Source organism: Aeromonas sp. ASNIH7 (assembly GCF_002903485.1).
In the GTDB taxonomy this organism is placed as follows: domain Bacteria; phylum Pseudomonadota; class Gammaproteobacteria; order Enterobacterales; family Aeromonadaceae; genus Aeromonas; species Aeromonas caviae.
The window spans coordinates 4071732-4096445 of the sequence record NZ_CP026226.1; the positions used below are offsets into that span (position 1 = coordinate 4071732).

The following is a 24714-nucleotide window of genomic DNA, read 5'->3' on the forward strand; positions in this document are numbered from 1 at the left end:
CCGCCGGGGCATGGCGCTGCCACAGCCGCCCCGACGCGCGGTTTGGTGGCCCGAAGGGGCGTGATCCAAAGCAAGAAAGTGGGATGTTTTGGTGGCGCAAGGCCCTGTCGCTGGGGTAGTTTCGATAGAACCGACACAGTTTTTGAGGTCTTGTCCATGATCATCTATCTGCATGGCTTTGATGCCACCAGCCCCGGCAATCATGAAAAAGTGCTGCAGTTGCAGTTTATCGATGATGATGTGCGTTTCGTGCACTACAGCACGGTTCACCCCCGCCACGACATGAGCCACCTGCTCAAGGAAGTGAAGAAGCAGCTCGACATGAGCACCGATCCCAACCCCCTCATCTGCGGCGTGGGCCTGGGTGGCTACTGGAGCGAGCGGATCGGGTTTCTGTGCGGCATCAAGCAGGTGGTCTTCAACCCCAATCTGCACCCGGAAGAGAACATGCAGGGCAAGATCGACCGGCCGGAGGAGTACGAGGACATCGGCACCAAGTGTGTAACCGAATTTCGTAATAAAAATTCAGGAAACTGCCTGTGCATCCTTTCCGTTCAGGATGAAATCCGCGATAATCGGGACACTGAACGTGAATTGAAGAACTATTACGACATCGTATGGGATGAGCGCGAGACCCATAAGTTCAAGAACATCTCGCACCATCTGCAACGGATGAAGGCCTTCAAAGAAGCCTGAGCCATCACGTCAACCGATTTCGTTTTAGGGAGCCAATGGCTCCCTTTCGTTTTGAGGAACCAAGGAAAATCATCATGATGAATATTGTCGTTGTAGGCGGTGGCGCCGGTGGTCTCGAGCTTGCGACCAGCCTGGGCCGCAAGCTGGGCAAGAAGAACAAGGCCAGGATCACCCTGGTGGATCGCAATCGCACCCACCTGTGGAAACCCCTGCTGCATGAAGTGGCCACCGGCTCCATGGATGCGGGCATCGACGCCCTGAGCTACCAGTCCCACGCCAAGAACCACGGCTTCGAATTCCAGCTCGGCAGCCTGACCGACATCAAGCGCGACGAGAAACGCATCGTGCTGGCCCCCATCCACGACGAGAGCGGCGCCCTGGTGGTCAACGAGCGGGAAGTGGCTTACGACATTCTGGTGATGGCCATCGGCTCCGTCTCCAACGACTTCAACACCAAGGGCATCAAGGATCACTGCATCTTCCTGGACAGCCCCTCCCAGGCGCACCGCTTCTACAACAGCATGATGAACCGCTTCCTGCAGTTCGCCACCGAATACCAGCCCGGTGACAAGGTGAAGATCGCCATCGTCGGCGGCGGCGCCACCGGCGTCGAGCTCTCCGCCGAGCTCTACAACGCGGTGGAGCAGCTCTACGCCTACGGCTTCAAGAACCTCACCACCGACAGCCTCAAGGTGACCCTGGTGGAAGCGGGCCCCCGCATCCTGCCGGCCCTGCCGGAGCGCATCAGCGGCTCCGCCCATCAGGAGCTGGTGAAGCTGGGCGTGGACGTGCGCACCGCCACCATGATCACCGAAGCGACCAGCGATGGTCTGCACACCAAGGATGGGGAGCTGATTGAAGCAGACCTCATGGTGTGGGCCGCGGGCATCAAGGCGCCGGACTTCATGAAGGAGATCGCGGGCCTGGAAACCAACCGCATCAACCAGCTGGTGGTCCACGAGACCCTGCAGACCACCCGGGACGAGAACATCTTCGTCATCGGCGACTGCGCCGCCTGCCCGCAGCCGGACGGCAAGTTCGTGCCGCCCCGCGCCCAGTCCGCCCACCAGATGGCGACCCAGGCGTTCAAGAACATCCTGGCCAAGATGAACGGCGGCGAGATGAAGCCCTACCGTTACCACGATCACGGCTCCCTGGTCTCCTTGAGCCGCTTCTCCACCGTGGGCAGCCTGATGGGCAACCTGATGCGCGGCTCCATGATGGTAGAAGGCTACATCGCGCGCCTGGTCTACATCTCCCTCTACCGGATGCACCAGGTCGCCCTGCACGGCTACATCAAGACCGGCCTCATCATGCTGGTGGGCCGCATCAACCGGGTGCTGCGCCCGAGCATGAAGCTGCACTGAGTGCATGGCGGCTGCCGCTGCGAACATCAAGAAGGAGAGGCTTGCCTCTCCTTTTTTTATGGCCGACGCAGGGCGACGCTAGAAACGTCTGCCGTAGTTGAGGGCGAAGAAGTAGAGGGCCGGGTGCAGCTGCCGTCGTGTCTGCATCATCAAGGCCCCGCTTTCATCGTGGCCTGGAAGCACTCTCCCCAGCACCGGTGCCCAAGGTCGCTTTGAGGGGGTAAGTGGCACGACACAGGCCGTATGGATGGCACCTTGATGAGCCTGGCGGGCGCTGTGCTTGAAGCCCCTGGCCACGCCGGGCTTATGCTTTGGCCAGCGCCTTGCTACCATGACGGCAACGGTGCTTCGCGCACCCAGCCCAACTCACAGGAGACCTCATGATCCTCTCAACCACCCCCACCCTGGAAGGCAAGACCATTCGCGAGTACCGCGGCATCGTCGTGGGCGAAGCCATCCTCGGCGCCAACATCTTCAAGGATCTGTTCGCCGGCATCCGCGACATCATCGGCGGTCGCTCCGGCGCCTACGAAAAAGAGCTGGCCCGGGCCCGGGAGATCGCCTTCGAGGAGCTCAAGGAGCGTGCCCAGGCGCTGGGGGCCAACGCCGTGGTGGGCATCGACATCGACTACGAGGTGGTGGGCCAGAACGGCAGCATGCTGATGGTCAGCATCAGCGGCACCGCCGTGGTGATCTAGCCCGCCAGTGCCCGGCCCTGCATGGCCAAACGCCCCGTCACAAGCCGACCCCGAGGTCGGCTTTTTGTTGGGTGTGACGCGCAAAGGTGGGTGCAAGTGAGTGGGGCTCAAGGCCTGAACGTATCGAATGCCCCGATGGTTCTGGGCTGGCCGGGAATGAGAGAAAAAGCGGCCCGGCCCGGAGAAGGTGCGGGAACATGGGGGGCACGGGGCCTGAAGGTCGGCAAAGTTGTTCAATTTTGCTATTCGATAATGAGTTATCGTTTGATATATCTAAACAAAAAAATGACCTGTCAGGGGTCGCAGAGCCCAGGTCGGGACGAACATGGCGAGGTGCAGGCGGCACTGTACTCGCATCCCGCCCATAAAAAGAGGTCGCCCGGGCGACCTCTTTGTCGTCTGCTAGTTCGCTGCGGATCAGGGCAGGGCATCGGGCCGGAAGTGTTGCAAGGATCTGTGTCCCTCGTGTCTCAATCGATCAGGGCAATGCATCGGGCCGGAAGCTGGCGCGGATCTGCGGCACCAGGGGGGAGGGGTCGAAGCCTTTCTCTTCCCCGAGCACCGGGTGGAGCAGGGGTTGGTCACGGATGGGGGTGAGGTCCCCCGCCAGCAGCTGCCTTGTGGCCTGGCCCATCTGGTAGAGCTGGCGCACCGGGTCGAACTGGCGGGCGAGATCCAGCCCGTCCCCGGCCCGAGTGAAGGCCATCATGGGGATCTGGTAGCTGGCATCCCGTGGCGGTTTGGTGCCGTGGATACCCTTGCCCGCCGACATCAGGAAGGGCTGGTGGTCCCCGAAGGCCACCACCAGGTAGCGCTTGCCGGAGTTGTCCAGGGTCTTGAGCAGCCGCTCCAGGGAGGCCATGGCGTCCACCACCCCGGTGTAGTAGGTGTTGAGCAACTGGGTATCCGCCGGGCTCTGATCCGGGCAGGCGCCGCTGCGCTGCTGGGCCCGGTAGCGATCCCCGTCGAAGGGGCCGTGCCCCTGCATGGTGACCGCGTAGGCGAACAGGGGCTGATCGTCCTGGTTGCTGCGTTTGAGCAGGTGATCGATGAGGGCATCGTCGGAGATGTAGAGCCCCTTGTGCTCGAGGGCGGTGAAGCGGGTATCGAACCAGCGCTCCTGATAGCCGAGGGCCGGGATCGCCTTGGCGCGGCCCCAGAACTTCTCCACATAGGGGTGGGCGAACAGGGTCTGGTAGCCGCTTTGGGCTGCGCTGCGCGCAAGGCCGGGCACCTTGTCTGAGAGGTAGTAGTAGGGCACCACCCCCTGTTTGAGCAGGCCCACCGGCAGGCCGGTGTTCATCTCGAACTCCGCCAGTACCGTCATGCCGCCCGTGGTGGGGGAGTGGATGGTCTTGCGCCATTGGGCCACGCTGGCGGGCAGGCTCAAGGTGGGGGCGGGGGCGCAGAGACGGCCCTGCCAGTCAAGCCAGAGCGACTCGTATTGCAGCACGATCACCAGATCGAAGCGGGGAGCCCTGGGCTGGGCGGGCAGGCTCAGCTCCGGGGTGCGCTCGTTGATCTGCAAGGGGTAGCGAAACACGTTGCCGCTTTGCAGCATCTCGTCCACCAGGTTGAACAGGTAGAGGCCGGGGCCGGCGCGGATGATGTCCCTGTGGTAGTTCACCGCCCTGTCCACATAGCGGATGTTGGCCCCGAGCAGCTTGTTGCCGGTCTGGGTGGCGAACACGCAGAGGGCAAAGAAGGCGGCGGTGGCGGCGGCGGTGCGCAGCAAGCCCCGCAGGATCCAGCGGGAGAGGGCGAAGCGCCACACCAGAAAGAGGAGCCCCAGCACGACGAGCACCGGCACCACAGGGTGCTGATCGAGCAGGATGTGCAGCAGGGCCAGCAGGTTGCCCAGATCGTCCCCCCCAGCGGCACCCCGTAGATGGCGATCTTCATGAAGTTGGCGAGCAGCCCGATGCCCGAGAGGGCGGTGAAGAGCAGCCCCATATAGAGGCTGAAGCCCGCGAGGGCACAGAGGCTCCAGCCCAGCACCATGCTGCCCCAGGCGAGGTAGTAGTGCTCTGGCCGAAAGCCCGACCAGAACAGGAATTCCCCCAGCTTGAACACCACGAAGCCGTGAAGCAGCACGAAGGTGAGGTTGCCGAGCAGCAGGCTGCCTGCCACCCGGGCGCGGTAGCTTCGGCGCAGCCGCGGCAGCAGGGCTTTGAGCACGGCGGCGCTCACCAGCAGCACCAGCAGCAGGCTGGTCATCAGGTAGAGGAGGTTGAAACCGCGCTCCGGCAGGGTCTGGAGGATCTGGCTGTATTCGGCGCTCTCCGGCCTGTCTGCCAGCAGCAGCCCGATGCGCAGCTGGTAGCGGCTGTCCAGGGCGTCGTCGGGGGCGCGCAGGGCGCTGTTGAGGCTCAGGGTGCAGCGCTCCTTGCGGCACTTCTGGCGCTTGTCCACCGCCTGGCTCAGCTGGTCGATGCGCACCCCTTTGTCGTTGAGCAGCTCCACCCGCACCTTGTCCCCCTCCTGCAGGGGTTTGAGCAGTTGCCACTGGCTGCGCACCACCAGATAGAAGCCCCGGTTGTCACTTTTGTAGAGCAGGCTGTAGCGATTGAGGGTCGCGATGGGCTGATCCGCCGGGCCCAGAATGAGGGGGGCGGCACGCCCGAGCCAGCTGACGGGGTTGAGCAGCGGCAGGGCGAGGGTCAGCAGCAGCAGGGCGGTCAGCAGACCCAGCAACAGCCCGGCCAGGGGCTGGGAGGCGGGGCGGTGGCCGGTGACGGGGGCATTCATAAGGGCTCATCCTTGGAGCGGTCATGGCAGCGACAACTGCCTCTATTTTGACCCGATGGTGCGTGGCTTGTTCCTTGATGTCAATTTAATGACAACAAGATGAATATTCCGTGATGAGCACAGTGAAGCAATTTGTGATCCCGATCTGCCAGGGGCACTCATTCTGTGATGAAAGCGTCATCATGAGCCTTTGCTGCTGGTCTGGGAGGGGGGCGCTGTTTAGTCTCTCAGTAACGGTTGGAGGTACATGTATGAATCCCAAAGTTGCGGCGCGTCAGGCCAGATTGCTCCAGATGCTGGAGAGCAAAGAAGAGATCCGGATCGGGCGGGAGCGGGACTGCCCCCTGCCGCTGCCCCAGCTCGTCCGGCTGACCGAGGATCACCCGGACGTCGTCAAGGTCTACGGTCACGGGCTCACCGCCGAGGTGTTCCATCTCAAGGTGGAGGGGCACCACTGGTGCCTGAAACGCTGCCGCCAGGACTCTCTGGTGGCCAATGTGGACGGCAAGACCGCCTTTCTCACCGAGCTGGAGCGGCGTCGGGAGATAGAGAGCCTGCGGGAGCTGCACCCCACCATCCTCTCCAACGTGGTCTGCACCAGTTTCGGCTCCGCCCGGGCCGGGGTGCTGGTCTCCCCCTGGCTGCGGGGGGAGCCGGTGCGCACGCTCTGCGAGCGCAACCTGGCGCAGATGCTGGCGGTGGAGGCGGAGCTGGCCCGCTGGGGCTGGTTTGACTGGGATCCGAGCCCGGGCAACCTGCTGGATGACGGCCAGCATATCTCGGTGTTCGATTTTGGCTACATGTGGCCCTTCGATCCCCTGCACGAGTTCAATTCCAACGGCCTCACCGATCCCGACTTCCACGTGCCTGAGCGGCTGGAAACCCGCACCCTCTCCGGGCTCTGGCTGGACGAGGCGGATCCCTTGCCGCTGTTTCGCCGCTGGCGCGAGCTCTGCCTCGCCTGGGCCAGGGGAGAGCTGCAATACCTGTCGCGGGAGGGGGCGAGCGCCCCCGTGCTGGCGCGGATGCAGGGACTGGTGGGGGAGTGGAGTGCGGCGCTGGCAAGCGACGAGGCGCTGGCGGCCAACTGGTGGCGCGACATGTACCGCAGCCATCGGCTCGACATCCTGGACGACCTCAGCGGCAAGAGCTGCGGCCCGCTCACCCTGCGCCGCCTCGACTGGCTGGAGCAGGCGGTACAGGAGCACTTCCCGGCCCTGGTGGACAATCTGGCCCCTGACGAAGCGGGGCTCGGTCAGGCCGGGTTGCTGCAACGGCTGGGAGGGCTGCGCGAGCAGATCCGGGCCAATCTGCTGCCCACCCGGGCTACCCTGGTCACCAGCTGATGGTGGAAGAAGAGTGACAAGAGGGGCGCCGCGGCGCCCCTCTTTGCTGAGTGGGGAAGGCCGCCCCGGGTGTGATGGGGCGGAGGAGGCTCGTTGTGTGCCAGCGCTGGGGCGACTCAGTCGAGCAGTTCCCGGTGCAGGCAGTTGACGATGTGGCCCGCCTCGTCCTCTTTGACCAGGAAGCAGAGGTTGTGGGCGCTGGCGCCGTAGCAGATCATCCGGATGTTGTGCTCGCGGATGGCGTCGAACACCTGGCTGCCCACCCCGGCCGCCTCGCTCATGCGGTTGCCGATGAGCGCCACCAGGGCGAAGCCGGTCTCCACTTCCACCTTGCACAGCTGGCCGAGCTCCGCCAGCACCTTGTCGTTCAGGATGGGTTCGCCGTTGCTCTGGCTGCCGGTGTGATCCAGGGTCAGGGAGACGCTCACCTCGGAGGTGGTGATGAGATCCACCGAGATGCGGTGACGGGCCAGGATGCCGAACACCTCGGCCAGGAAGCCGTAGGCGTGGAACATGTTGAGGCTGTGCAGGGTCACCAGCACCTGCTGGCGGCGCAGGGCCACGGCCCGGAACAGCGGGTTGCTGCGGGTGGTGGCGCGGATCCAGGTGCCACCGGCGGCGGGGTCCTTGGCGGAGCCCACGAACACCGGGATGTCCTGGCGCAGCGCGGGTTGCAGGGTGGCCGGGTGCAGCACCTTGGCGCCGAAGGTGGCCATCTCCGCCGCCTCCACGAAGCTGATTTCGGGGATGGGGCGGGCGCGGGTAACCAGGCGGGGATCCGTGGTGTAGATGCCGGGCACGTCGGTCCAGATCTCGATGCTGCCTGCGTCCAGTGCCTCGGCCAGGAGGGCCGCGCTGTAGTCGGAGCCGCCACGGCCGAGGGTGGTGGTGCGACCATCGCCGTCGGCACCGATGAAGCCCTGGGTGATGACCAGGCTGTCACCCAGCAACGGGCCCACCGCCTGCTGGCAGAGGGCGCGGGTCGCCGCGAGATCCACGGTGGCCTTGCCAAAGCGGCTGTCGGTGCGCAGCAGTTGGCGCGCATCCTGCCACTGGGCCTTGACCCCGCGCTGGTGCAGGAGTTCGGTGAAGAGACGGGTGGACATCAGCTCGCCGCAGGCGATGAGGCGATCGGCGAGTTCGGCGTCGGTGTGCTGACTGGCCTGACGGGCCATGGTGCGAATGTCGCCGAGCTGGGCATGGATGAGGGCGCTCACGTCGCTCGGGTTGCCAAGGGCGGCCAGAATGGCCAGCTGGATGTCGGCAAGCCTGGCAAGCTGGGCATCCTGTCCGGCTTCGTCCAGTTCACCCTGAGCCAGGCTCACCAGCAGGTTGGTGACGCCGGCGCTGGCGCTCAGCACCACCACCCGGGTCGCCGGATTGGCCAGCACCACGTCGGCGCAGTGGTTCATGGCCGCGGCATTGGCGACGCTGGTTCCGCCAAACTTGGCGACATTGATCGGGTTCATTGCATACTCCTGTCTCAAGGTGAAAATCCGGTTTCATCGGGCAAATAGAGAGGAGGAGGCAAAAAATGGCAGGAAAACGCGAGGATCCCGGCCAGAAGCACTCCACCTGCAGAGCCCATCCCGTACCCGCCCCAAGTGGGGCGCGGTGTGGGATGACCACTACCGATGACAACCCGGGGGATTCAGCCCCCGCAGCCGACGTGGCGGTGTCCAGTCACTCGCCTCGTCTCGGCGCTGCTCCCCCTGACCCAAGTTCACCGGACACTGGTGTCCTCCCCTGGGCTGCCTGGGCAGCGCTCCTCTTCTGGTGCCACCTGTGACAGGTGGCGTGCATGTACAAATACCTTGGTCTGGATTGCACTGTCAATCGAGTTCGTAAAAAAGAACAAAATTGACGGTAACCAGGCACAAGATCAATCAGTTACGAAATGGTCTTGGACAAAACCTTGGAGCGACGCTGCCAGTTGTAGAAGCGCTGGCGCTCCACCGGCAGATCTTCGACTTCCAGGGGATCGAAGCCCCGCTCCCGGAACCAGTGGATGGAGCGGGTGGTGAGCACGAACAGGCGACGGATGCCGAGCCGCCTGGCCCGTTCGGCCACCTTGGCGATCAGGGTGTCTCCCCGGTTGGAGTTGCGATACTCCGGGTGGATGGCGACGCAGGCCATCTCGGCCATGGCTTCTTCCATGAAGCAATAGAGCGCGGCGCAGCCGATGATGAGGCCGTCCCGCTCGATGATGGTGAACTTGTCTATCTCCATCTCCAGCTGCTCCCGGGAGCGGCGCACCAGGATCCCTTCCTCTTCCAGCGGACGGATGAGATCCAGGATGCCGCCGATGTCCTCAATGGTGGCGGCCCGGGCCCGCTCGGCGCTTTCGCGCACGATCTGGGTACCCAGCCCCTCGCGGCTGAACAGCTCCTGCAGCATGGCGCCGTCGTCCTGATAGCTCACCAGGTGGGAGCGGGGTACGCCACCCCGGCAGGAGGCGATGGCCGCGCGCAGGTAGCGGGCGGTGCCTGACATCTCTTCCCCCGCCTGCTCCAGCGCCACCAGCAGCTCTTCGGCCTGCTCGGGGAAGAGCTCGGAGATGGCCTCCCCGTGCCTGTCCATTACCCCCTGGGTGCTGCTGAAGCAGATGAGCTTGTCGGCTTTGAGATCCACCGCCACCCGGCGGGCTACCTCTTCCGAGCTCAGGTTGAAGCTCTCGCCGGTGACCGAGCAGCCAATGGGGGAGATGAGCACCAGGCCGTGCTGATCCAGCTGGCGGGTGATCCCCTCCACATCGATGCGACGCACCCGGCCGCTGTGGCAGAAGTCGATGCCGTCATCCACACCCAGCGGCTGGGCGGTGACGAAGTTGCCGCTCACCACGCTGATGCGGGCCCCCTGCATGGGTGTGTTGGCGAGCCCCATGGAGAGCTGGGCGGTGATGTCGTATTGCAGACCGCCGCACACCTGCTTGATGATGGCGAAACTGGCATCGTCGGTGACCCGGATCCGCTTGTGATACTGGGCCTGGATGCCGGCGCGGGCCAGGGCCTCGTCATTTTGCGGACGCGAACCAAACACCAGTACCAGGCGGATCCCCAAGGTCTGCAGCAGGGCGATGTCGCTGACGATGTTGGCGAAATTGGGGTGACAAATGGCTTCCCCGCCGATCATCAGGACGAAGGTGGCACCCCGGTGCACATTGACATAAGGGGTGGATTGCCGAAAGGCATGGACCAAGCTGGGTTCGCGTTCACGCACGTGTTTCATTCCATAAAAAAGCAGCAATTTGCCCAATATATGAAAATAAATTCACAAATCAAGACTAAATATCGACTTGGTGTTTTTTTGTCGCCATTTTGACCAGTGCGGGCGGGGAGGGGAAGACGCAGGCGAGGGCGGGAGGGTCGCCCCGGGGGCCGCTCCCTGGTTGATCCGGGCTAATAACCTGATATCTTCGGTGTTCCTTTTCGTCAGCCGCATTGCGCGGGGTTTTATACAAGGACAGGGCATATGGAGCAGATTATTTCACCGGCAGAGGCGCTGCCGGGACGGCGGGAAGCGCTGGAGATTGGCCAGGTGCACGCAGTAAACGGCCACCCGACCCAGGGGCCCTGGCCCGAGGGGATGGAGCTTGCCTGGTTCGGCATGGGCTGTTTCTGGGGTGTGGAGCGTCTGTTCTGGCAGCAGCCCGGGGTCTATTCCACCGCCGCCGGGTATCAGGGGGGGCTGACCCCCAATCCCACCTACAAGGAGGTGTGCAGCGGCCTGACCGGCCACGCCGAGACGGTGCAGGTGGTGTTCGATCCCAAGGTCATCAGCTATGGGGATCTCGTGAAGCTGTTCTGGGAACACCATGATCCGGCCCAGGGGATGCGCCAGGGTGGCGACATCGGCACCCAGTATCGCTCCGTCATCTTCGTCGGGGACGACACCCAGGAGGCGATTGCCCAGCAGAGCCTGGCCGCCTACCAGCAGGCCATGACGGCGAGCGGTGACGGGCGCACCATCACCACCCGCATCCTGCCGCTGGCCCCCTTCTATTACGCCGAGGATTATCACCAGCAATATCTGGAGAAGAATCCCGAGGGGTATTGCGGCCTGGGGGGCATCGGCGTCTGCCTGCCTCCCAGCCTGAATCGCTGAGGCGTCATTGCATACCACGGGGGCCATCAGGCCCCCGTGTCATTGTGATGAAAAATAATTGAAAAAAATGCGTCAGGTGGGGAACTAAACTGAACCCTGGCTGACCAACAGGGTAGCGACCACGGATGGTTGCCAAGACCAGACACATTTTTTTGCCCCGAAATTCATTACTCTGACAAGCGCGATGAATTGACAATGCTAGCAAGCAGGGCTGCCCGATGAGGCGGCCCTTTTCATTGGGCGTCCCGCCTCACTCCTCGCCTCATTGCATCTCGTCCCCTTGCCGTCACGGCAGGGGGGGGTCAGCTGATGGTGCTGTCGAACAGGTTCTTGATGAGGTCGATGAACTCGATGAGGAAGGCTTGCTGGGCTTCGCTGGGGGCGGACAACCAGACGGCGGAGAGCACCTCTTCCAGGTCGGCGACCACGGCATCGGCCTCCTGCATGATCAGGAAGCGCACCTTGGGGTCGAGCTGGGGGTTCTGCTCGCAGATGGCCATCAGGTTGTCGGCCACCCGGCTGCTCACCAGATCCTCGATGGTCTGGGCGCCGCCGCCTTGTTGCTGGCTCTCGAACAGACCCAGACTCTCTACCAGATACTCGATCAGCGCAATGTAACCGTCGCTCTCTACCACCATGATGGCTGCCCTTTCTTCATTGCCTTGGGGAAATGGTGCGTATTTTAGTGGCTGAACCCGTCATGGCAAGCGGCAGTGGAGCCGATGGCGGATAAATTGGACACCGCCGCGCTCCACCGTCTCCAATCCGGTCAGCAGGAAGCCGTGACGCAGGAAGAGAGCGAGGCTGAAGGCGCTCGCCTCCGTGGTGAGGCTGCCAAGTCCCATCTGGCTGGCGGCTGCCAGCACCCGCTCCAGCAGCAGGGTGCCGAGCCCCTGGCGCGGATGATCCGCGCTCACGTAGAGCAGGCTGAGATGACCGTCATCGCTCAGGGTGGCAAAGCCAAGGGGCACATCGTCTTGCTCGATGACCCAGCCATGGTGCTCGCGCAACTGGCTGGCAAGCCCCGGGTGATGGGCGCCCCTGGCCCACTGCTCCACCTGCTCCGGGCTATAGTGTGCAGGCCCCAGGCGGCGTACCGACTGCTCGAACAGATCCAAAAGCCTTGGTATGTGCGCCTCCTCGAGGGGGACGATGCGAGGAGAAGAAAGAGACGGCATGGATCAACCCTCCCTGATGGTCGCGCGGGGGGCCTGGGGCCGCTTCGCCCTGGGCAGACCCGCCACCACCCGCTCATAGGAGTGGACTATCCAGCCCTGCCAGAGATCGTCAGACAGGCCTTCACTCAGGGTCACCGTGTTCCAGTGCTGCTTGTTCATGTGCCAGCCCGGTTTCACCTCGGGGTGGATCTCCCGCAGCAGCAGGGCGAGCTCGGGTTCGCACTTCAGGTTGATGGAGAGGGGCTCCGCCTGCCAGTCCACCAGGGCAAACATCTTGCCGGCGATGCGGTAGACCAGGATCTCCGGGCCGAAGGGGGTGTCCTCGGTGGCGCCGGGCTGGCTGAGCAAAAATTCACGCAATTGAACGAGGGTCATGGGGACTCCAGGCTGGTCCGATCATGGTGGAAGCATGTTCACCGGGGTGAGCCTTCTGTTAATATGCGCGCCGAGTATACCCCCCATCACCCCGGGAGCCCATGAGATGTTGTACCACAAGACCTTTGAACTGGGTCCCGATCGGGATTGGGTGGTGTTCGTGCACGGTGCGGGCGGCAGCTCCTCCATCTGGTTCAAGCAGTTGCGGGCCTACCGGGAGCACTTCAACGTGCTGCTGCTGGACCTTCGCGGTCACGGCCAGTCCAACCAGCTGCAGCAGGTGGTAAAGGGGCACTACAGCTTTCGGGCCGTGACCGAGGATATCCTGCGCCTGCTGGATCACCTGCGCATCCCCCACGCCCATTTTGTCGGCATCTCTCTTGGCACCATCCTCATCCGCCACCTGGCGGAGCTTCGCCCCGAGCGGGTCAAGAGCATGGTGCTCGGCGGCGCCATCCTGCGTCTCGACATCCGCTCCCGGGTGCTGGTGCAGCTTGGTCGCCTCGGCCAGCACTTCCTGCCCTACATGTGGCTCTACCGCCTGTTCGCCTTCATCATCATGCCGCGCCAGCACCATCAGGAGTCCCGCAACCTCTTCGTGCGCGAGGCCAGAAAGCTGTGCCAGAAGGAGTTCAAGCGCTGGTTCCGTCTCGCCACCGAGGTGAACCCCCTGATGCGCTACTTTCGCGAGCGGGCCCTGCCCATTCCCACCCTCTACGTGATGGGGGAGGAGGATCACATGTTCCTCGCCCCGGTGCGCGAGCAGGTGGCCCGCGACCCTTACAGCCGCCTCGAAATCATCGAAAAGTGCGGCCACGTCTGCAACGTGGAGCAGCCGGATCACTTCAACCGCCAGTCCCTGGCGTTTCTCTCCCGTCAGGCGGCGTCATCCGCCCTCTGAGGCCCGACAAGGGCCTCAGAGGAAGTAGTGGCCAATCTCCAGATAGCGCTGGCGGATGTGCTCGATGAGCAGCCTTATCTTGCGCGGCGGCTGGCGGGTGAAGGGGTAGACGGCGTAGATGCCGAGCTTCTTGCCCACCCGGTCGGGAAACAAGTCCACCAGATCCCCCTGCATCAGGTCGTGATAGACCAGACAGCGCGGCACATAGACGATGCCGCGCCCCCCCAGCGCCGCCTTGCGCAGGGCGCCGGCGTTGTCGGTTGAAAAGCTCCCCGACACCGACACCAGATAGTTGCCCTCTTCCCCCTTGAAGGCCCACTCCGAGGCCCCCGTGCTCTGGTAGGCGTAGCGCAGGCAGTTGTGGGCGAGCAAGTCTGACGGCTCCCGCGGCGCCCCGAAGCGGCGCACATAGGCGGGGGCGGCGCAGATGACCCACTGGGAGTCGAGAATGTGGCGGGCAATCAGGCTCGAGTCATCCAGATAGCCGGTGCGAATGACCAGATCGAACCCCTCTTCCACCAGGTTGACGAAGCGGTTGTCCAGCGACATCTCCACCGTGAGCCCCGGGTGCTGCTGGCAAAAATCGGCCACCGCATCGGCGAGCAAGAGCTCCCCCGAGATGGTGGGCACCGACATCCGCACATGACCGCTCACCTTTTCACCAAATCCCGCCACCGCGTCGAAGGCGTCCAGTGCGGCGGCCTTCACATTTTTGGCACCTTGATAGAGCGCCTTGCCCGCCTCGCTCAGGGTGAGCCGGCGGGTGGTGCGATAGAGGAGCTGGACCCCGAGCTCCTCCTCAAGACGCCCGATCCGCTTGCTAACCACTGAATTTGTCAGGGAATTTTGTTCCGCTACCTTGCTGAAGGATCCGGCCTCCACCACCTGGGCGAAGAGGATGAGGTCGTCGGTACTGGCCATATTGATCAACTTTTGGAACGAATGTTGTTCATTATTTCCATATATCGCGAAAAAGGAACAGGGTAAGGTCACGTCCGCTTAACAAAACAACAACAAGGTGCGCCTCTGCACCCCTCTGGACAAGGACGCAATGATGACAGACACCCTGCTGGCCCTGGTGGCCTTCTCGCCGATCCTGGTGGCCGCCGTGCTGCTGGTCGGCCTCAACTGGCCCGCCAAGCGCGCCATGCCCGTCGCCTTCCTGTTGACCGTGTTCATCGCCCTCTGGGGCTGGCAGATGAGCCCAACCCGGGTCTTCGCCTCCACCCTGCAGGGGCTGGTGATCACGGTGACCGTGCTCTGGATCGTGTTCGGCGCCATCCTGATGCTCAACACCCTCAAACACACCGGCGCCATCACCGCCATTCGCGGCGGTTTTACCAACATCTCGCCGGACAGGCGCATCCAGGCCATCATCATCGCCTGGTGCTTCGGCGCCTTTATCGAAGGGGCCTCGGGTTTTGGCACCCCGGCCGCCATCGCCGCGCCGCTGCTGGTGGCCATCGGTTTTCCGGCGCTGGCCGCCGTGCTGCTCGGCATGATGATCCAGTCCACCCCGGTGTCGTTCGGCGCAGTGGGCACCCCCATCCTGGTGGGCATCAACAAGGGGCTGGATAACCAGGCCATCGGCCAGACCCTGAGCGCCGGTGGCAGCAGCTGGGACATCTATTTGCAGCAGGTGACCACCAACGTGGCCCTCATTCACGCCACCGTCGGCACCCTGATGCCGGTGCTGATGGTGATGATGCTGACCCGCTTCTTCGGCCGCAACCGCAGCTGGACAGAGGGGCTCTCCATCCTGCCCTTCGCGATATTCGCCGGGCTCGCCTTCACCGTCCCCTATGCCCTCACCGGCATGCTGCTCGGCCCCGAGTTCCCGTCCCTCATCGGCGGTCTGGTGGGGCTGGCCCTGGTGGTGACGGCGGCGCGAGCCGGTTTTCTGGTGCCCAAGAACTCCTGGGATTTCGCCCCCGAGAACGAGTGGCCCGCCGAGTGGCTGGGTTCCCTCAAGCTCGATCTCAAAGAGGCCGCTGGTCGCCCCATGTCGCTCATGCTGGCCTGGCTCCCCTATGTGGCGCTGGCGCTCCTGCTGGTGGCGAGCCGGGTGAGCCCGGAGTTCAAGGCAAGCCTCTTGTCGGTGAGCCTCGCCTTCACAGACCTCTTGGGGGAGAAGGGGGTCAGCTCCTCCATTGAGCCGCTCTACCTGCCGGGGGGCCTGCTGGTACTTTGCGCCCTGCTCGCCACCTGGCTGCAGTCGCGCTCCCTCGCCCCCTTCGGTCGGGCATTGGGGGAGTCCAGCCGCACCCTGATCGGCGCCGGTTTCGTGCTCATCTTCACCGTGCCCATGGTGCGCATCTTCATCAACTCCGGCGTCAACGGGGCGGATCTCGCCAGCATGCCGGTGACCACCGCGAATTTTGCCGCCGGGCTGGTGGGGGAGTTCTTCCCTGCGCTCAGCGCCACCATCGGCGCGCTGGGGGCCTTTATCGCCGGCTCCAACACGGTATCGAACATGATGTTCAGCCAGTTCCAGTTCGAGGTGGCCCAGACCCTGGGGGTCTCCACCGCCGCCATGCTGGCCCTGCAGGCAGTCGGCGCGGCTGCGGGCAACATGATCGCCATTCACAACGTGGTGGCGGCCTCGGCCACCGTGGGGCTGCTCGGCCGTGAGGGGGCGACGCTGCGCAAGACGGCGCTGCCGACCCTCTACTACCTGCTGGTCACCGGCCTTATCGGGCTGGTGCTCATGTACAGCTTCCACATCTCGGACGCACTGCTGCAGCTCAAGTAAGGAGAGCAAGTGATGAAGGTAATGCGGGTCTACCCGGCCAAGCCGGCCGATGTCTATCTCTACGCCACCTGTCTGGTGGACCTGTTCGACCCGGTGGCGGGGCTCGATGCCATCGCCCTGATCGAGCGGGAAGGGATAAGGGTGCACTTTGTCGAGAAACAGACCTGCTGCGGGCAGCCGGCCTACACCTCGGGTCACGAGGAGGAGGCGCGCAAGGTGGCGCAAAGCCAGATGGCGCTCTTCCCCGAGCCCTGGCCGGTGGTGGTGCTGTCGGGCTCCTGCGGCGGCATGATGCACCACCACTACCGCCGCCTCTTCCCCGAGAGCCCCGAGGTGGCCGATTTTTGCGATCGGGTGTTCGAGCTCACCGAGTTTCTGGCCCGGGTCTGCCGGGTGCGCTGGCACGGGGTGGGGGAGGCGAGCATCGTCATGCACACCTCCTGCTCGGCCCGGCGCGAGATGCAGGTACACACCACGGCCCGCAGCCTGCTGGGGCAGCTCGATGGCGTCACCTTGCATGAACAGGCCTACGAGAGCGAGTGCTGCGGTTTTGGCGGCACCTTCTCGGTGCGCCACCCCCACATCAGCCAGGCCATGGTGGAGGACAAGACCCGCCACCTGCTGGCCACCGGCGCCGACACCTTGGTGAGCGCCGACTGGGGGTGCCTCTTGAACATCAAGGGATCCCTGGCCTATCAGGGCAGGATCTTGCCTGCCACCCACCTGGCGAGCTTCCTGCTCGCCCACAGCCGCCCCGACAGTGACGAAATAGCTCATAACGGCGCCGCTGTTAGCGATTTGGCTCATACCAAAGAGGCCCAGCCCCATGTCTGATCACGCCAAGTATTCGCCGCGCCGCTTCCATCCCCAGGCCGAGGCGGCCCTGGCCGACCCCGTGCTGCGCCAGAATTTTCGCGGCGCCATGGATTACCTGCGCGCCAAGCGCCGGGATGCCTTCGCCGACCCGCAGGAAGAAGCGGCGGTGCGCGATGCGGCGGAGCAAATTCGCCAGCGCTGTCTCTCGCGCCTGCCGGACCTTTTGGAGCAGCTCGAAGCCAACTGTGAGCGCAACGGCATCCGGGTGCACTGGGCCCAGACGCCGGCCGAGGCCAACGCTATCATCCTCGGTATCGCCCAAAAAAACGGGGTGAGCAGCATCGTCAAGGGCAAGTCCATGGTGAGCGAGGAGGTAGGCTTCAACCACGAGATGGCGCGCCACGGCATCCGCTGCCTTGAGAGCGACATGGGGGAGTTTATCGTCCAGCTCGACGGCGACACCCCGTCCCACATCATCATGCCCGCCATCCACAAGAACAAGCAGGAGGTGAGCGACACCTTCGCAAGCAACCTGGAAGGCTTCACCCCCACCACGGACGTGGACGCCCTGATCCAGACCGGGCGGCGGGCCCTGCGCGAAGAGTTTCGCCGCGCCGGCATGGGGCTCTCCGGCGTCAACTTCGCGGTGGCCGAGACCGGCAGCCTGTGTCTCGTCGAGAACGAGGGCAACGGGCGTATGTGCACCACGGTGCCGAAAGTGCACGTGGCCATCACCGGCATCGAGAAGGTGGTGGAGTGCTTATCCGACGTGCCGCCCCTCTACAGCGCCCTGACCCGCTCGGCCACCGGTCAGGCCATCACCACCTACTTCAACGTCATCAGCGGCCCGCGCCGGGCAGGGGAGCTGGACGGCCCGGACGAGGTACACCTGGTGCTGCTGGACAACGGCCGCAGCCAGGCTTACCGGGATGAGGAGCTGCGCAAGACATTGCAGTGCATCCGCTGCGGCGCCTGCATGAACCACTGCCCGGTCTACACCCGCATCGGCGGCCACGCCTACGGCACCATCTACCCGGGGCCCATCGGCAAAATCATCTCCCCCCACCTGCTGGGGCTGGAAAGCACGAGCGATCTGGTGACGGCCTCGAGCCTGTGCGGTGCCTGCGGCGAGGTGTGCCCGGTGCGCATCCCCATTCCCGACATGTTGCAGCGCCTGCGCCGGGAGGCCAAGCACAACGCACAGCCCGGTCACGAACCGCTGGCGGGGCAGGGGGCGGCCAAAAGCCGGCTCGAGACCCTTGCCATGCAGGGCTTTGCCTTTGCCGCCACCCACCCGCGCCTCTACCACGCCGCAACCGGGGTGGCCGGTCGCCTGCGGGGCTTGATGCCCAAACACCTGGGCCCCTGGACCCAGTGCCGCGAGGCCCCCAAACCCGCCCCCAGAGCCTGCACGCCCTGCTGCGCCAGAAGAAGAAGGAGTCCTGAGATGTCGAGCAAAGAGGCTATCTTGAACCGCCTGCGCGGCGCCGCCACCCCCATTGCCCACGCACCGCACGCCTGGCAGCCCTGGCGCGGGGTAGATGACAACGCACGGCGCGAGCGCTTTGTTGCCGGGATCTGCGCCAGCCACGCTGAGATCCTCACCGTCAAGGAGGCAAGCCTGGCCCGGGAGCTGACCGCCTGGCTGGATGAAGAGGGCGTGACGAGTCTGGCCTGTGGCCAGGGCGGCCGCTGGCAAGTCGAAATCGCGGCCGCTTGCGCCGGGCGATCTGTGTTGACCCCCTCTGGCGAGTTCGCAAGCTGGAAGGACGATTTGTTCGATGCCTGTCAGGCGGGCATCACCCACTGCGCGGGGGCCATCGCCGATACCGGGACGCTCGTGTTGCTGCCCGATGGCGGCGAGCCGCGCACCTTGTCCCTGGTGCCACCCTGCCATATCGCCCTGCTGGCGGCCTCCACCATCGCCGACAACCTGGCGGGGCTGGTAGAGGCCGGGCGCTGGCAGCAGGCCATGCCCACCAATCTGTTGCTGGTCTCCGGCCCCTCCAAGACCGCCGACATCCAGCAGACCCTGGCCTACGGCGCCCACGGCCCGAGCCGCCTCTTGGTCGTGCTGGTGGAGGATTGCTGATGCGCTGGAATGAATTTGACGCCGCCATGCTTGAGCGCATCCCGCCGGAGCGGCTGGTGAGCGACCCGGACTTGCGCCTCGCCCACGGCACGGACGCCAGCTTCTACCGGCTGGTGCCCGAGCGCATCGTGCGCCTCGACTCCCTCGATGAAGTGCGCTTTGTGCTGGCGGTGTGCCGCAAATTGCACCTGCCGTGCACCTTTCGCGCCGCCGGCACCAGCCTCTCGGGCCAGGCCCTGAGTGATTCGGTGCTCATCACCCTGACCGACAGCTGGCGCGGCCACCGCATTCTGGACGAGGGGGCGCGCATCGCCCTGCAACCCGGGGTGATCGGCGCCGATGCCAACCGCTATCTGGCGCCTCTGGGGCGCAAGATTGGGCCGGACCCCGCCTCCATCAACGCCTGCAAGCTCGGCGGCATCGCCGCCAACAACGCGAGCGGCATGTGCTGCGGCACCGCCCACAACAGCTATCACACATTGCACGCCATGACCTTGCTGCTGGCCGATGGCACCGTGCTGGAGAGCGGCGACCCTCACAGTCGCGCCGCCTTTGCGGCCAAGCGCCCGGAGTTGCTGGACGGGCTCGCCGCCCTGCGTGCCGAAGTGCTGGCGAATGCCGAGCTTGCCGCCAAGATCCGCCACAAGTACCGGCTCAAGAACACCACCGGCTACGCCATCAACGCCCTGCTCGATCATGAGGATCCCGTCGATATCCTCACCCACCTGATGATCGGCTCGGAGGGAACCCTCGGCTTTATCGCCGAGGTGGTGCTCGATACCGTGCCCGAATACCCCCACAAGGCCTCGGCCCTGCTGGTGTTCCGGGACGCCGAGCAGGCGTGTCTGGCCACCTCGCGCCTGAAAAGTGCGCCGGTGGCGGCGGTGGAGCTGATGGATGGGCGATCCCTTCGCTCGGTGGCGGGCAAGCCCGGTCTGCCGGACTTTATCAAGACGCTGGATCTGGCTGCCTGCGCCTTGCTTGTGGAGGTGCATGGGGAATCGAAAGAGGCGCTGGTGGATCGCTGCGAGCAGGTGATGGGCATGGCGGCCGAGTTCGCTCAGGTCGCCTCTGTGCCTTTTACCAGCGACAGCGCCGGGCTCTGGGCCATTCGCAAGGGGCTCTTCCCGGCGGTGGGGCGGTGCGCACCACCGGCACCACCGTCATCATCGAGGATGTCGCCTTTCCCATCGAGCGCTTGGCCGAAGGGGTGGCGGGGCTGCAAGCCCTGTTCGATCGCTTCGAATACGGTGAAGCCATCATCTTCGGCCACGCGCTGGAGGGGAACCTGCACTTCGTCTTTACCCAGGGGTTCGACGATCCGGCCCAGGTGCTCCGCTACGGCGCCTTTATGGACGCGGTGGCGGAGCTCGTCGCGGTGCGCTTTGGCGGGTCTCTCAAGGCCGAGCACGGCACCGGCCGCAACATGGCCCCCTATGTGGAGCTGGAATGGGGGCCGGAGGGGATGGCGCTGATGCGCCGCATCAAGGCGCTGCTGGACCCGGACGGCCTGCTCAATCCCGGCGTCATCATCAACGATGACCCCAAGGCCCACCTGGCCCATCTCAAGCCCATGCCGGCGAGCGATGCCATCGTGGATCCGTGCATCGAGTGCGGCTTTTGCGAGGCGGTCTGCCCCTCGCGCACCCTGTCGCTCTCGCCGCGCCAGCGCATCGTGCTCTATCGGGAGTTGTCGCGCCGTGGTCGCAGCGGTGAAGTTGCAGGGGATCTTGCCCGGCTGTTTGACTATCAGGGCATCGACACCTGCGCCGCCACCGGGCTGTGCGCCGATCGCTGCCCGGTGGGCATCAACACCGGAGCGCTCATCAAGAAGCTGCGCTCTGACAAGTACCAGCGCTTCGTGCCCATCGCCCGCTGGAGCGCCGATCATTTCGCCGGCGTTACCCGCACGGCCCGTGGGGCCCTCGGCTTCAAAGCCATTGCCGGGAAGGTGCTGGGAGACAAGGCGCTGGCAGGATTGGTGAACGGGGTTCGCCATCTGAGCGGCCAGCGCACACCCGCCTGGTTGCCCACACTGCCGGGGCCGAGCCGCTACCTGTGGCCGCAAGGGGAGGGGAGCCATGGCGGATCCAGCGAGGACATTGGAGAGGATCGCGCCGTGGTCTATCTGCCGTCCTGCGCCAGCCGGGTGTTCGGCCAGCAGGAGGAAGCCCCGTCACTGCCGGACGTGGTGCAATCACTCCTCAATAAAGCGGGTTGCCGGGTCATAGTGCCGCAAGGTATCGAGGGGCTCTGCTGCGGCATGCCCTATGACAGCAAGGGGATGGTCGAGGTGGCTGCCGCCAAGCGCAGTGAGCTGGCCGAGGCATTGTGGCAGGCAAGCGAGCAGGGCCGCTGGCCCGTGCTGCTCGATACCAGCCCCTGCGTGCAGCGACTGCTCTCGGGGGCACTCGGCAAGGGCCTTCGGGTGTTTGAGCCCTCTGCCTTTGTGCTGGAACACCTGCTGCCCCACCTTGAGCTGACCCCCATCGATGAGACAGTGATGCTCCATATCACCTGCAGCAGCCGGCGCATGGGGCTCGGCGATAAGATGCTGGCGGTGGCCCGCGCCTGTGCCCGCGAGGTGATAATCCCTGAGCATATCCAGTGCTGCGGCTTTGCCGGCGACAAGGGGCTGATGACGCCTGAGCTCAACGCCGCGGCGCTTGCCAGCCTGCCCGTTCAGGTCCCCAGGGATTGCCGCCAGGGATTCAGCAACAGCCGCACCTGCGAAATGGGGCTTAGCCAGCATGCTGGCATTCCCTATCACAGCATCCTCTATCTGGTGGATCAGGCGGCGAGATAGGAAAACAACAACGGCAGGACAAAAAAATCCTGCCGTTGTTGGAGACGTTAAACGCCTGGGGCGTTACTCCAAGGAGTTGCTGCGCGTCATAGTCAGAACCTGCATAGAGAAAACGGATTATCCCATCCCTGCCGAATTGTGTGCGTCAAGCCCCTGCCGGTGAGGGAAGGTGCGAACAAGTCCCTGATATGAGATCATGTTTGTCATCTGGAGCCATGAAAAAGGGTTCATCATGAGTCATCAGCTCACCTTCGCCGACAGTGAATTCAGCAGTAAGCGCCGTCAGACCAGAAAAGAGATTTTCTTGTCCCGCATGGAGCAGATTCTGCCATGGCAAAACATGGTGGAAGTCATCGAGCCGTTTTATCCCAAGGCTGGTAATGGCCGGCGACCTTATCCGCTGGAAACCATGCTACGCATTCACTGCATGCAGCATTGGTACAACCTGAGCGATGGCGCGATGGAAGATGCTCTGTACGAAATCGCCTCCATGCGTCTGTTTGCCCGGTTATCCCTGGATAGCGCCTTGCCGGACCGCACCACCATCATGAATTTCCGCCACCTGCTGGAGCAGCATCAACTGGCCCGCCAATTGTTCAAGACCATCAATCGCTGGCTGGCCGAAGCAGGCGTCATGATGACTCAAGGCACCTTGGTCGATGCCACCATCATTGAGGCACCCAGCTCGACCAAGAACAAAGAGCAGCAACGCGATCCGCAGATGCATCAGACCAAGAAAGGCAATCAGTGGCACTTTGGCATGAAGGCCCACATTGGTGTCGATGCCAAGAGTGGCCTGACCCACAGCCTAGTCACCACCGCGGCCAACGAGCATGACCTCAATCAGCTGGGTAATCTGCTGCATGGAGAGGAGCAATTTGTCTCAGCCGATGCCGGCTACCAAGGGGCGCCACAGCGCGAGGAGCTGGCCGAGGTGGATGTGGACTGGCTGATCGCCGAGCGCCCCGGCAAGGTAAGAACCTTGAAACAGCATCCACGCAAGAACAAAACGGCCATCAACATCGAATACATGAAAGCCAGCATCCGGGCCAAGGTGGAGCACCCGTTTCGCATCATCAAGCGACAGTTCGGCTTCGTGAAAGCCAGATACAAGGGGTTGCTGAAAAACGATAACCAACTGGCGATGTTATTCACGCTGGCCAACCTGTTTCGGGCGGACCAAATGATACGTCAGTGGGAGAGATCTCACTAAAAACTGGGAATAACGCCTTAAATGGCGAAGAAACGGTCTAAATAGGCTGATTCAAGGCATTTACGGGAGAAAAGATCGGCTCAAACTGAAAAAATGAAATGACTGAGTCAGCCGAGAAGAATTTCCCCGCTTATTCGCACCTTCCTTAGGAGCAGTTCCAAACAGCTTTTATCGAGTTTTCGATATTTAAATAAAATTCTCGGATGTAACATTTCATCTCTTTGAATATAACAATGTGTTAATGGAGGATGAGCAAAGCCACAGGTGATCCTTGGGGTTTTGGGCAGTAGGGGAAGGGCCGTCTGGGTAAGGTATCAAGTACGAGAAATTCTGTTGAGAAAAAAACCATCTAAAGCATGGAATCTGAATGATTTTTTGAAGGCGATCTGATTTCAAGGCGGTCAATATCCCGTCATTTCCAGATAGCCGACGCCTTTGGCGTCCCCCGAGACTAAGACCGCCCCTTCCCAGTAGTCAAAACGCCCCGTCATGGCCTGATTGGGCTGGCGCGCCTGGATGGTGAGCTTGATATCGGCGGCTTCCAGCTGCCACTCGATGGGGTAGGCTTGCCCCTTGGGGCCGCGCCAGGTCTTGCCGGGAGTGAGGCGGATGTGATCTGGGCTCAGCACCCGGCTGCTGCCGTCCCGTTCAATCAGGATGCCGTAGCGGTTCTCGGGCTTGTTTTCGGAATGGGCGCGGCCCGATTTGGTGCGCAGGCGAAACAGCATCAGCTCGCGGCCATCTTCAAATTGCAGCGAAAACCAGTCCCAGCCCGATTGCCACTCGGCCAATACCGAGCTGCTCCACTCGTGATCAAACCAACCCTCACCGCTGACGTTGCGGGTCTCCCCATCCAGGGTCAGGGTGCCGCTGATGGTCAGGCGCGGGTAGGAGTAGTAGAAGGAGGCGTTGCCCGGGCTCTTCTCGCTGTAACCCTGTTTGCCCTGTAGCACCGCCGGCTTGGCGGCGCTCACCTTCACATCAAGCTCCCCCGCCTTGCTTTGCACCTTGAGGGTGGCGGGAAAAAGCGCTTCGCCCTGAGAGGCCAGCACCCACTCTTTCAGCCAATACTGACCGCCGCTGGCACCGGCGAGCCCTGGCCCCTGGCGGCTGGTGCGCTCGTCCTGCTGGTGGCTGCCTTTGCTCACATCCGTGATGGCGAACTGGGCCAGCCAGAGCTGGGGGGTGAGCCAGGGGTTCTCCGATGTGATCTCCTGCTCGATGCCTTGGCGAAACAGGGTCCACTGCATGCCGTAATCGCGCCCCTGCTCGTCTTTCAGGTTGCCGGTGAGATACCACCACTCGGAGCGGTAGTCGGGGTGGGCACCGTGATCCACGGGCAGGTTGATGGACTGACCCGGCAGTGCCTTTTTGAAGTGATCGCTGCCGCCGCCAAGGATGCTCCCCAAATCGCTGGCCTGCGCGTTGCCGCTTATGGCAATAAGCGGGATCAAGGGGGCTGCAAGCCACAGGGTCCGTAAAGAGGACAAGATTTCCCTCACCCTGGCCCTCTCCCGAAGGGAGAGGGGATGGTTCACGATAGCTCTGTGCGCTTCTCTGCGTTGAATCAAGGGCGGTGACAGGGATCTGGTCAATGGGAACGTCAAGCCATGGCTGAGCCA

General features: G+C 63.6%; 17 protein-coding genes, 3 pseudogenes and 1 riboswitch. Of the genes and pseudogenes, 12 read left to right on the plus strand and 8 right to left on the minus strand.

The window, feature by feature from the left end; genetic code table 11:
• The first annotated feature begins 156 nt into the window (after window positions 1-156).
• The 3 genes from ycfP (at window position 157) to C2U47_RS19200 (ending at window position 2761) form a co-directional block, all read left to right on the plus strand.
• Window positions 157-696: an alpha/beta hydrolase YcfP gene (gene ycfP / locus C2U47_RS19190; RefSeq protein ID WP_103261859.1), complete on the plus strand. Its 540-nt coding sequence runs from the start codon at window positions 157-159 to the stop codon at window positions 694-696.
• A 74-nt stretch (window positions 697-770) separates the two neighbouring features.
• Window positions 771-2063, plus strand: coding sequence for an NAD(P)/FAD-dependent oxidoreductase (locus C2U47_RS19195; protein ID WP_042015040.1), 1293 nt, complete (start codon window positions 771-773; stop codon window positions 2061-2063).
• 380 nt (window positions 2064-2443) lie between these two features.
• Window positions 2444-2761 (plus strand): heavy metal-binding domain-containing protein, encoded by a 318-nt coding sequence (locus C2U47_RS19200; RefSeq protein WP_010674360.1) that lies wholly within the window; start codon window positions 2444-2446, stop codon window positions 2759-2761.
• A gap of 478 nt (window positions 2762-3239) precedes the next feature.
• Here C2U47_RS19200 and C2U47_RS19205 read toward each other — a convergent pair.
• A pseudogene (locus C2U47_RS19205) lies at window positions 3240-5509 on the minus strand (LTA synthase family protein).
• A gap of 251 nt (window positions 5510-5760) precedes the next feature.
• Between C2U47_RS19205 and C2U47_RS19210 the strand changes: the two are divergent.
• Window positions 5761-6855: a hypothetical protein gene (locus C2U47_RS19210; protein ID WP_041212861.1), complete on the plus strand. Its 1095-nt coding sequence runs from the start codon at window positions 5761-5763 to the stop codon at window positions 6853-6855.
• 116 nt (window positions 6856-6971) lie between these two features.
• Here C2U47_RS19210 and lysC read toward each other — a convergent pair whose 3' ends face one another.
• Window positions 6972-8324, minus strand: a complete 1353-nt coding sequence (gene lysC / locus C2U47_RS19215; protein WP_010674363.1) for a lysine-sensitive aspartokinase 3 — start codon at window positions 8322-8324, stop codon at window positions 6972-6974.
• 87 nt (window positions 8325-8411) lie between these two features.
• Window positions 8412-8636: riboswitch (Lysine riboswitch) on the minus strand.
• A 109-nt stretch (window positions 8637-8745) separates the two neighbouring features.
• Window positions 8746-10074, minus strand: coding sequence for an amino-acid N-acetyltransferase (gene argA, locus C2U47_RS19220; protein ID WP_010674364.1), 1329 nt, complete (start codon window positions 10072-10074; stop codon window positions 8746-8748).
• 252 nt (window positions 10075-10326) lie between these two features.
• On the opposite strand from argA, the gene msrA reads away from it, so the two are divergent.
• Window positions 10327-10959 carry a peptide-methionine (S)-S-oxide reductase MsrA gene (msrA, locus tag C2U47_RS19225; protein WP_010674365.1) on the plus strand — a complete coding sequence of 211 codons (633 nt, stop codon included), beginning with the start codon at window positions 10327-10329 and terminating at the stop codon, window positions 10957-10959.
• Between the two features lie 302 nt (window positions 10960-11261).
• Here msrA and C2U47_RS19230 read toward each other — a convergent pair whose 3' ends face one another.
• From C2U47_RS19230 to C2U47_RS19240, 3 genes are read right to left on the minus strand one after another with little or no spacing between them, the layout of a single operon-like run.
• Entirely contained in the window at window positions 11262-11597 is a 336-nt protein-coding gene (locus C2U47_RS19230; RefSeq protein WP_010674366.1) for a DUF3802 family protein, read from the minus strand.
• A 60-nt stretch (window positions 11598-11657) separates the two neighbouring features.
• Complete coding sequence (locus tag C2U47_RS19235) at window positions 11658-12137, minus strand: GNAT family N-acetyltransferase (protein ID WP_029314371.1); 480 nt, start codon at window positions 12135-12137, stop codon at window positions 11658-11660.
• 3 nt (window positions 12138-12140) lie between these two features.
• Entirely contained in the window at window positions 12141-12512 is a 372-nt protein-coding gene (locus C2U47_RS19240) for an MmcQ/YjbR family DNA-binding protein (protein ID WP_039038958.1), read from the minus strand.
• Between the two features lie 106 nt (window positions 12513-12618).
• On the opposite strand from C2U47_RS19240, the gene C2U47_RS19245 reads away from it, so the two are divergent.
• On the plus strand, window positions 12619-13413 hold the full coding sequence (locus C2U47_RS19245) for an alpha/beta fold hydrolase (RefSeq protein WP_010674369.1): 795 nt from the start codon (window positions 12619-12621) through the stop codon (window positions 13411-13413).
• A 15-nt stretch (window positions 13414-13428) separates the two neighbouring features.
• On the opposite strand, the gene C2U47_RS19250 is transcribed toward C2U47_RS19245, so the two are convergent.
• Window positions 13429-14406, minus strand: a complete 978-nt coding sequence (locus C2U47_RS19250) for a LysR family transcriptional regulator (protein WP_080989993.1) — start codon at window positions 14404-14406, stop codon at window positions 13429-13431.
• A 61-nt stretch (window positions 14407-14467) separates the two neighbouring features.
• Between C2U47_RS19250 and C2U47_RS19255 the strand changes: the two genes are divergently transcribed.
• From C2U47_RS19255 to C2U47_RS19280, 6 genes and pseudogenes are all read left to right on the plus strand, one after another.
• Complete coding sequence (locus C2U47_RS19255) at window positions 14468-16165, plus strand: L-lactate permease (RefSeq protein ID WP_052815658.1); 1698 nt, start codon at window positions 14468-14470, stop codon at window positions 16163-16165.
• 12 nt (window positions 16166-16177) lie between these two features.
• Window positions 16178-16999 (plus strand): (Fe-S)-binding protein, encoded by an 822-nt coding sequence (locus tag C2U47_RS19260; protein WP_080989992.1) that lies wholly within the window; start codon window positions 16178-16180, stop codon window positions 16997-16999.
• Window positions 16992-18427 (plus strand): annotated as a pseudogene (locus C2U47_RS19265) (LutB/LldF family L-lactate oxidation iron-sulfur protein). The gene C2U47_RS19260 and the pseudogene C2U47_RS19265 overlap by 8 nt, the downstream one beginning before the upstream one ends.
• A 1-nt stretch (window position 18428) precedes the next feature.
• Window positions 18429-19073 (plus strand): LutC/YkgG family protein, encoded by a 645-nt coding sequence (locus C2U47_RS23115; protein ID WP_041212865.1) that lies wholly within the window; start codon window positions 18429-18431, stop codon window positions 19071-19073.
• A pseudogene (locus C2U47_RS23665) lies at window positions 19073-21879 on the plus strand (FAD-binding and (Fe-S)-binding domain-containing protein). Before C2U47_RS23115 ends, C2U47_RS23665 begins: the two are co-directional and overlap by 1 nt.
• 232 nt (window positions 21880-22111) lie before the next feature.
• Window positions 22112-23092 (plus strand): IS5-like element IS5 family transposase, encoded by a 981-nt coding sequence (locus tag C2U47_RS19280; RefSeq protein WP_026141915.1) that lies wholly within the window; start codon window positions 22112-22114, stop codon window positions 23090-23092.
• 401 nt (window positions 23093-23493) lie between these two features.
• Here C2U47_RS19280 and C2U47_RS19290 read toward each other — a convergent pair whose 3' ends face one another.
• A complete protein-coding gene (locus C2U47_RS19290; RefSeq protein ID WP_041212867.1) occupies window positions 23494-24546 on the minus strand; it encodes a lipocalin-like domain-containing protein in 1053 nt (350 codons plus the stop codon).
• Window positions 24547-24714: the final 168 nt, after the last annotated feature.

Bases quoted from the DNA above. Each gene is read 5' to 3' on its own strand.
- ycfP (WP_103261859.1), top strand. From the start codon at position 157: ATGATCATCTATCTGCATGGCTTTGATGCCACCAGCCCCGGCAATCAT.
- C2U47_RS19260 (WP_080989992.1), top strand. From the start codon at position 16,178: ATGAAGGTAATGCGGGTCTACCCGGCCAAGCCGGCCGATGTCTATCTC.
- C2U47_RS19240 (WP_039038958.1), bottom strand. From the start codon at position 12,512: ATGACCCTCGTTCAATTGCGTGAATTTTTGCTCAGCCAGCCCGGCGCC.
- C2U47_RS19280 (WP_026141915.1), top strand. From the start codon at position 22,112: ATGAGTCATCAGCTCACCTTCGCCGACAGTGAATTCAGCAGTAAGCGC.
- C2U47_RS19245 (WP_010674369.1), top strand. From the start codon at position 12,619: ATGTTGTACCACAAGACCTTTGAACTGGGTCCCGATCGGGATTGGGTG.
- C2U47_RS19255 (WP_052815658.1), top strand. From the start codon at position 14,468: ATGACAGACACCCTGCTGGCCCTGGTGGCCTTCTCGCCGATCCTGGTG.
- C2U47_RS19195 (WP_042015040.1), top strand. From the start codon at position 771: ATGATGAATATTGTCGTTGTAGGCGGTGGCGCCGGTGGTCTCGAGCTT.
- C2U47_RS19210 (WP_041212861.1), top strand. From the start codon at position 5,761: ATGAATCCCAAAGTTGCGGCGCGTCAGGCCAGATTGCTCCAGATGCTG.
- C2U47_RS19200 (WP_010674360.1), top strand. From the start codon at position 2,444: ATGATCCTCTCAACCACCCCCACCCTGGAAGGCAAGACCATTCGCGAG.
- C2U47_RS23115 (WP_041212865.1), top strand. From the start codon at position 18,429: ATGTCGAGCAAAGAGGCTATCTTGAACCGCCTGCGCGGCGCCGCCACC.
- lysC (WP_010674363.1), bottom strand. From the start codon at position 8,324: ATGAACCCGATCAATGTCGCCAAGTTTGGCGGAACCAGCGTCGCCAAT.
- C2U47_RS19230 (WP_010674366.1), bottom strand. From the start codon at position 11,597: ATGGTGGTAGAGAGCGACGGTTACATTGCGCTGATCGAGTATCTGGTA.
- C2U47_RS19235 (WP_029314371.1), bottom strand. From the start codon at position 12,137: ATGCCGTCTCTTTCTTCTCCTCGCATCGTCCCCCTCGAGGAGGCGCAC.
- msrA (WP_010674365.1), top strand. From the start codon at position 10,327: ATGGAGCAGATTATTTCACCGGCAGAGGCGCTGCCGGGACGGCGGGAA.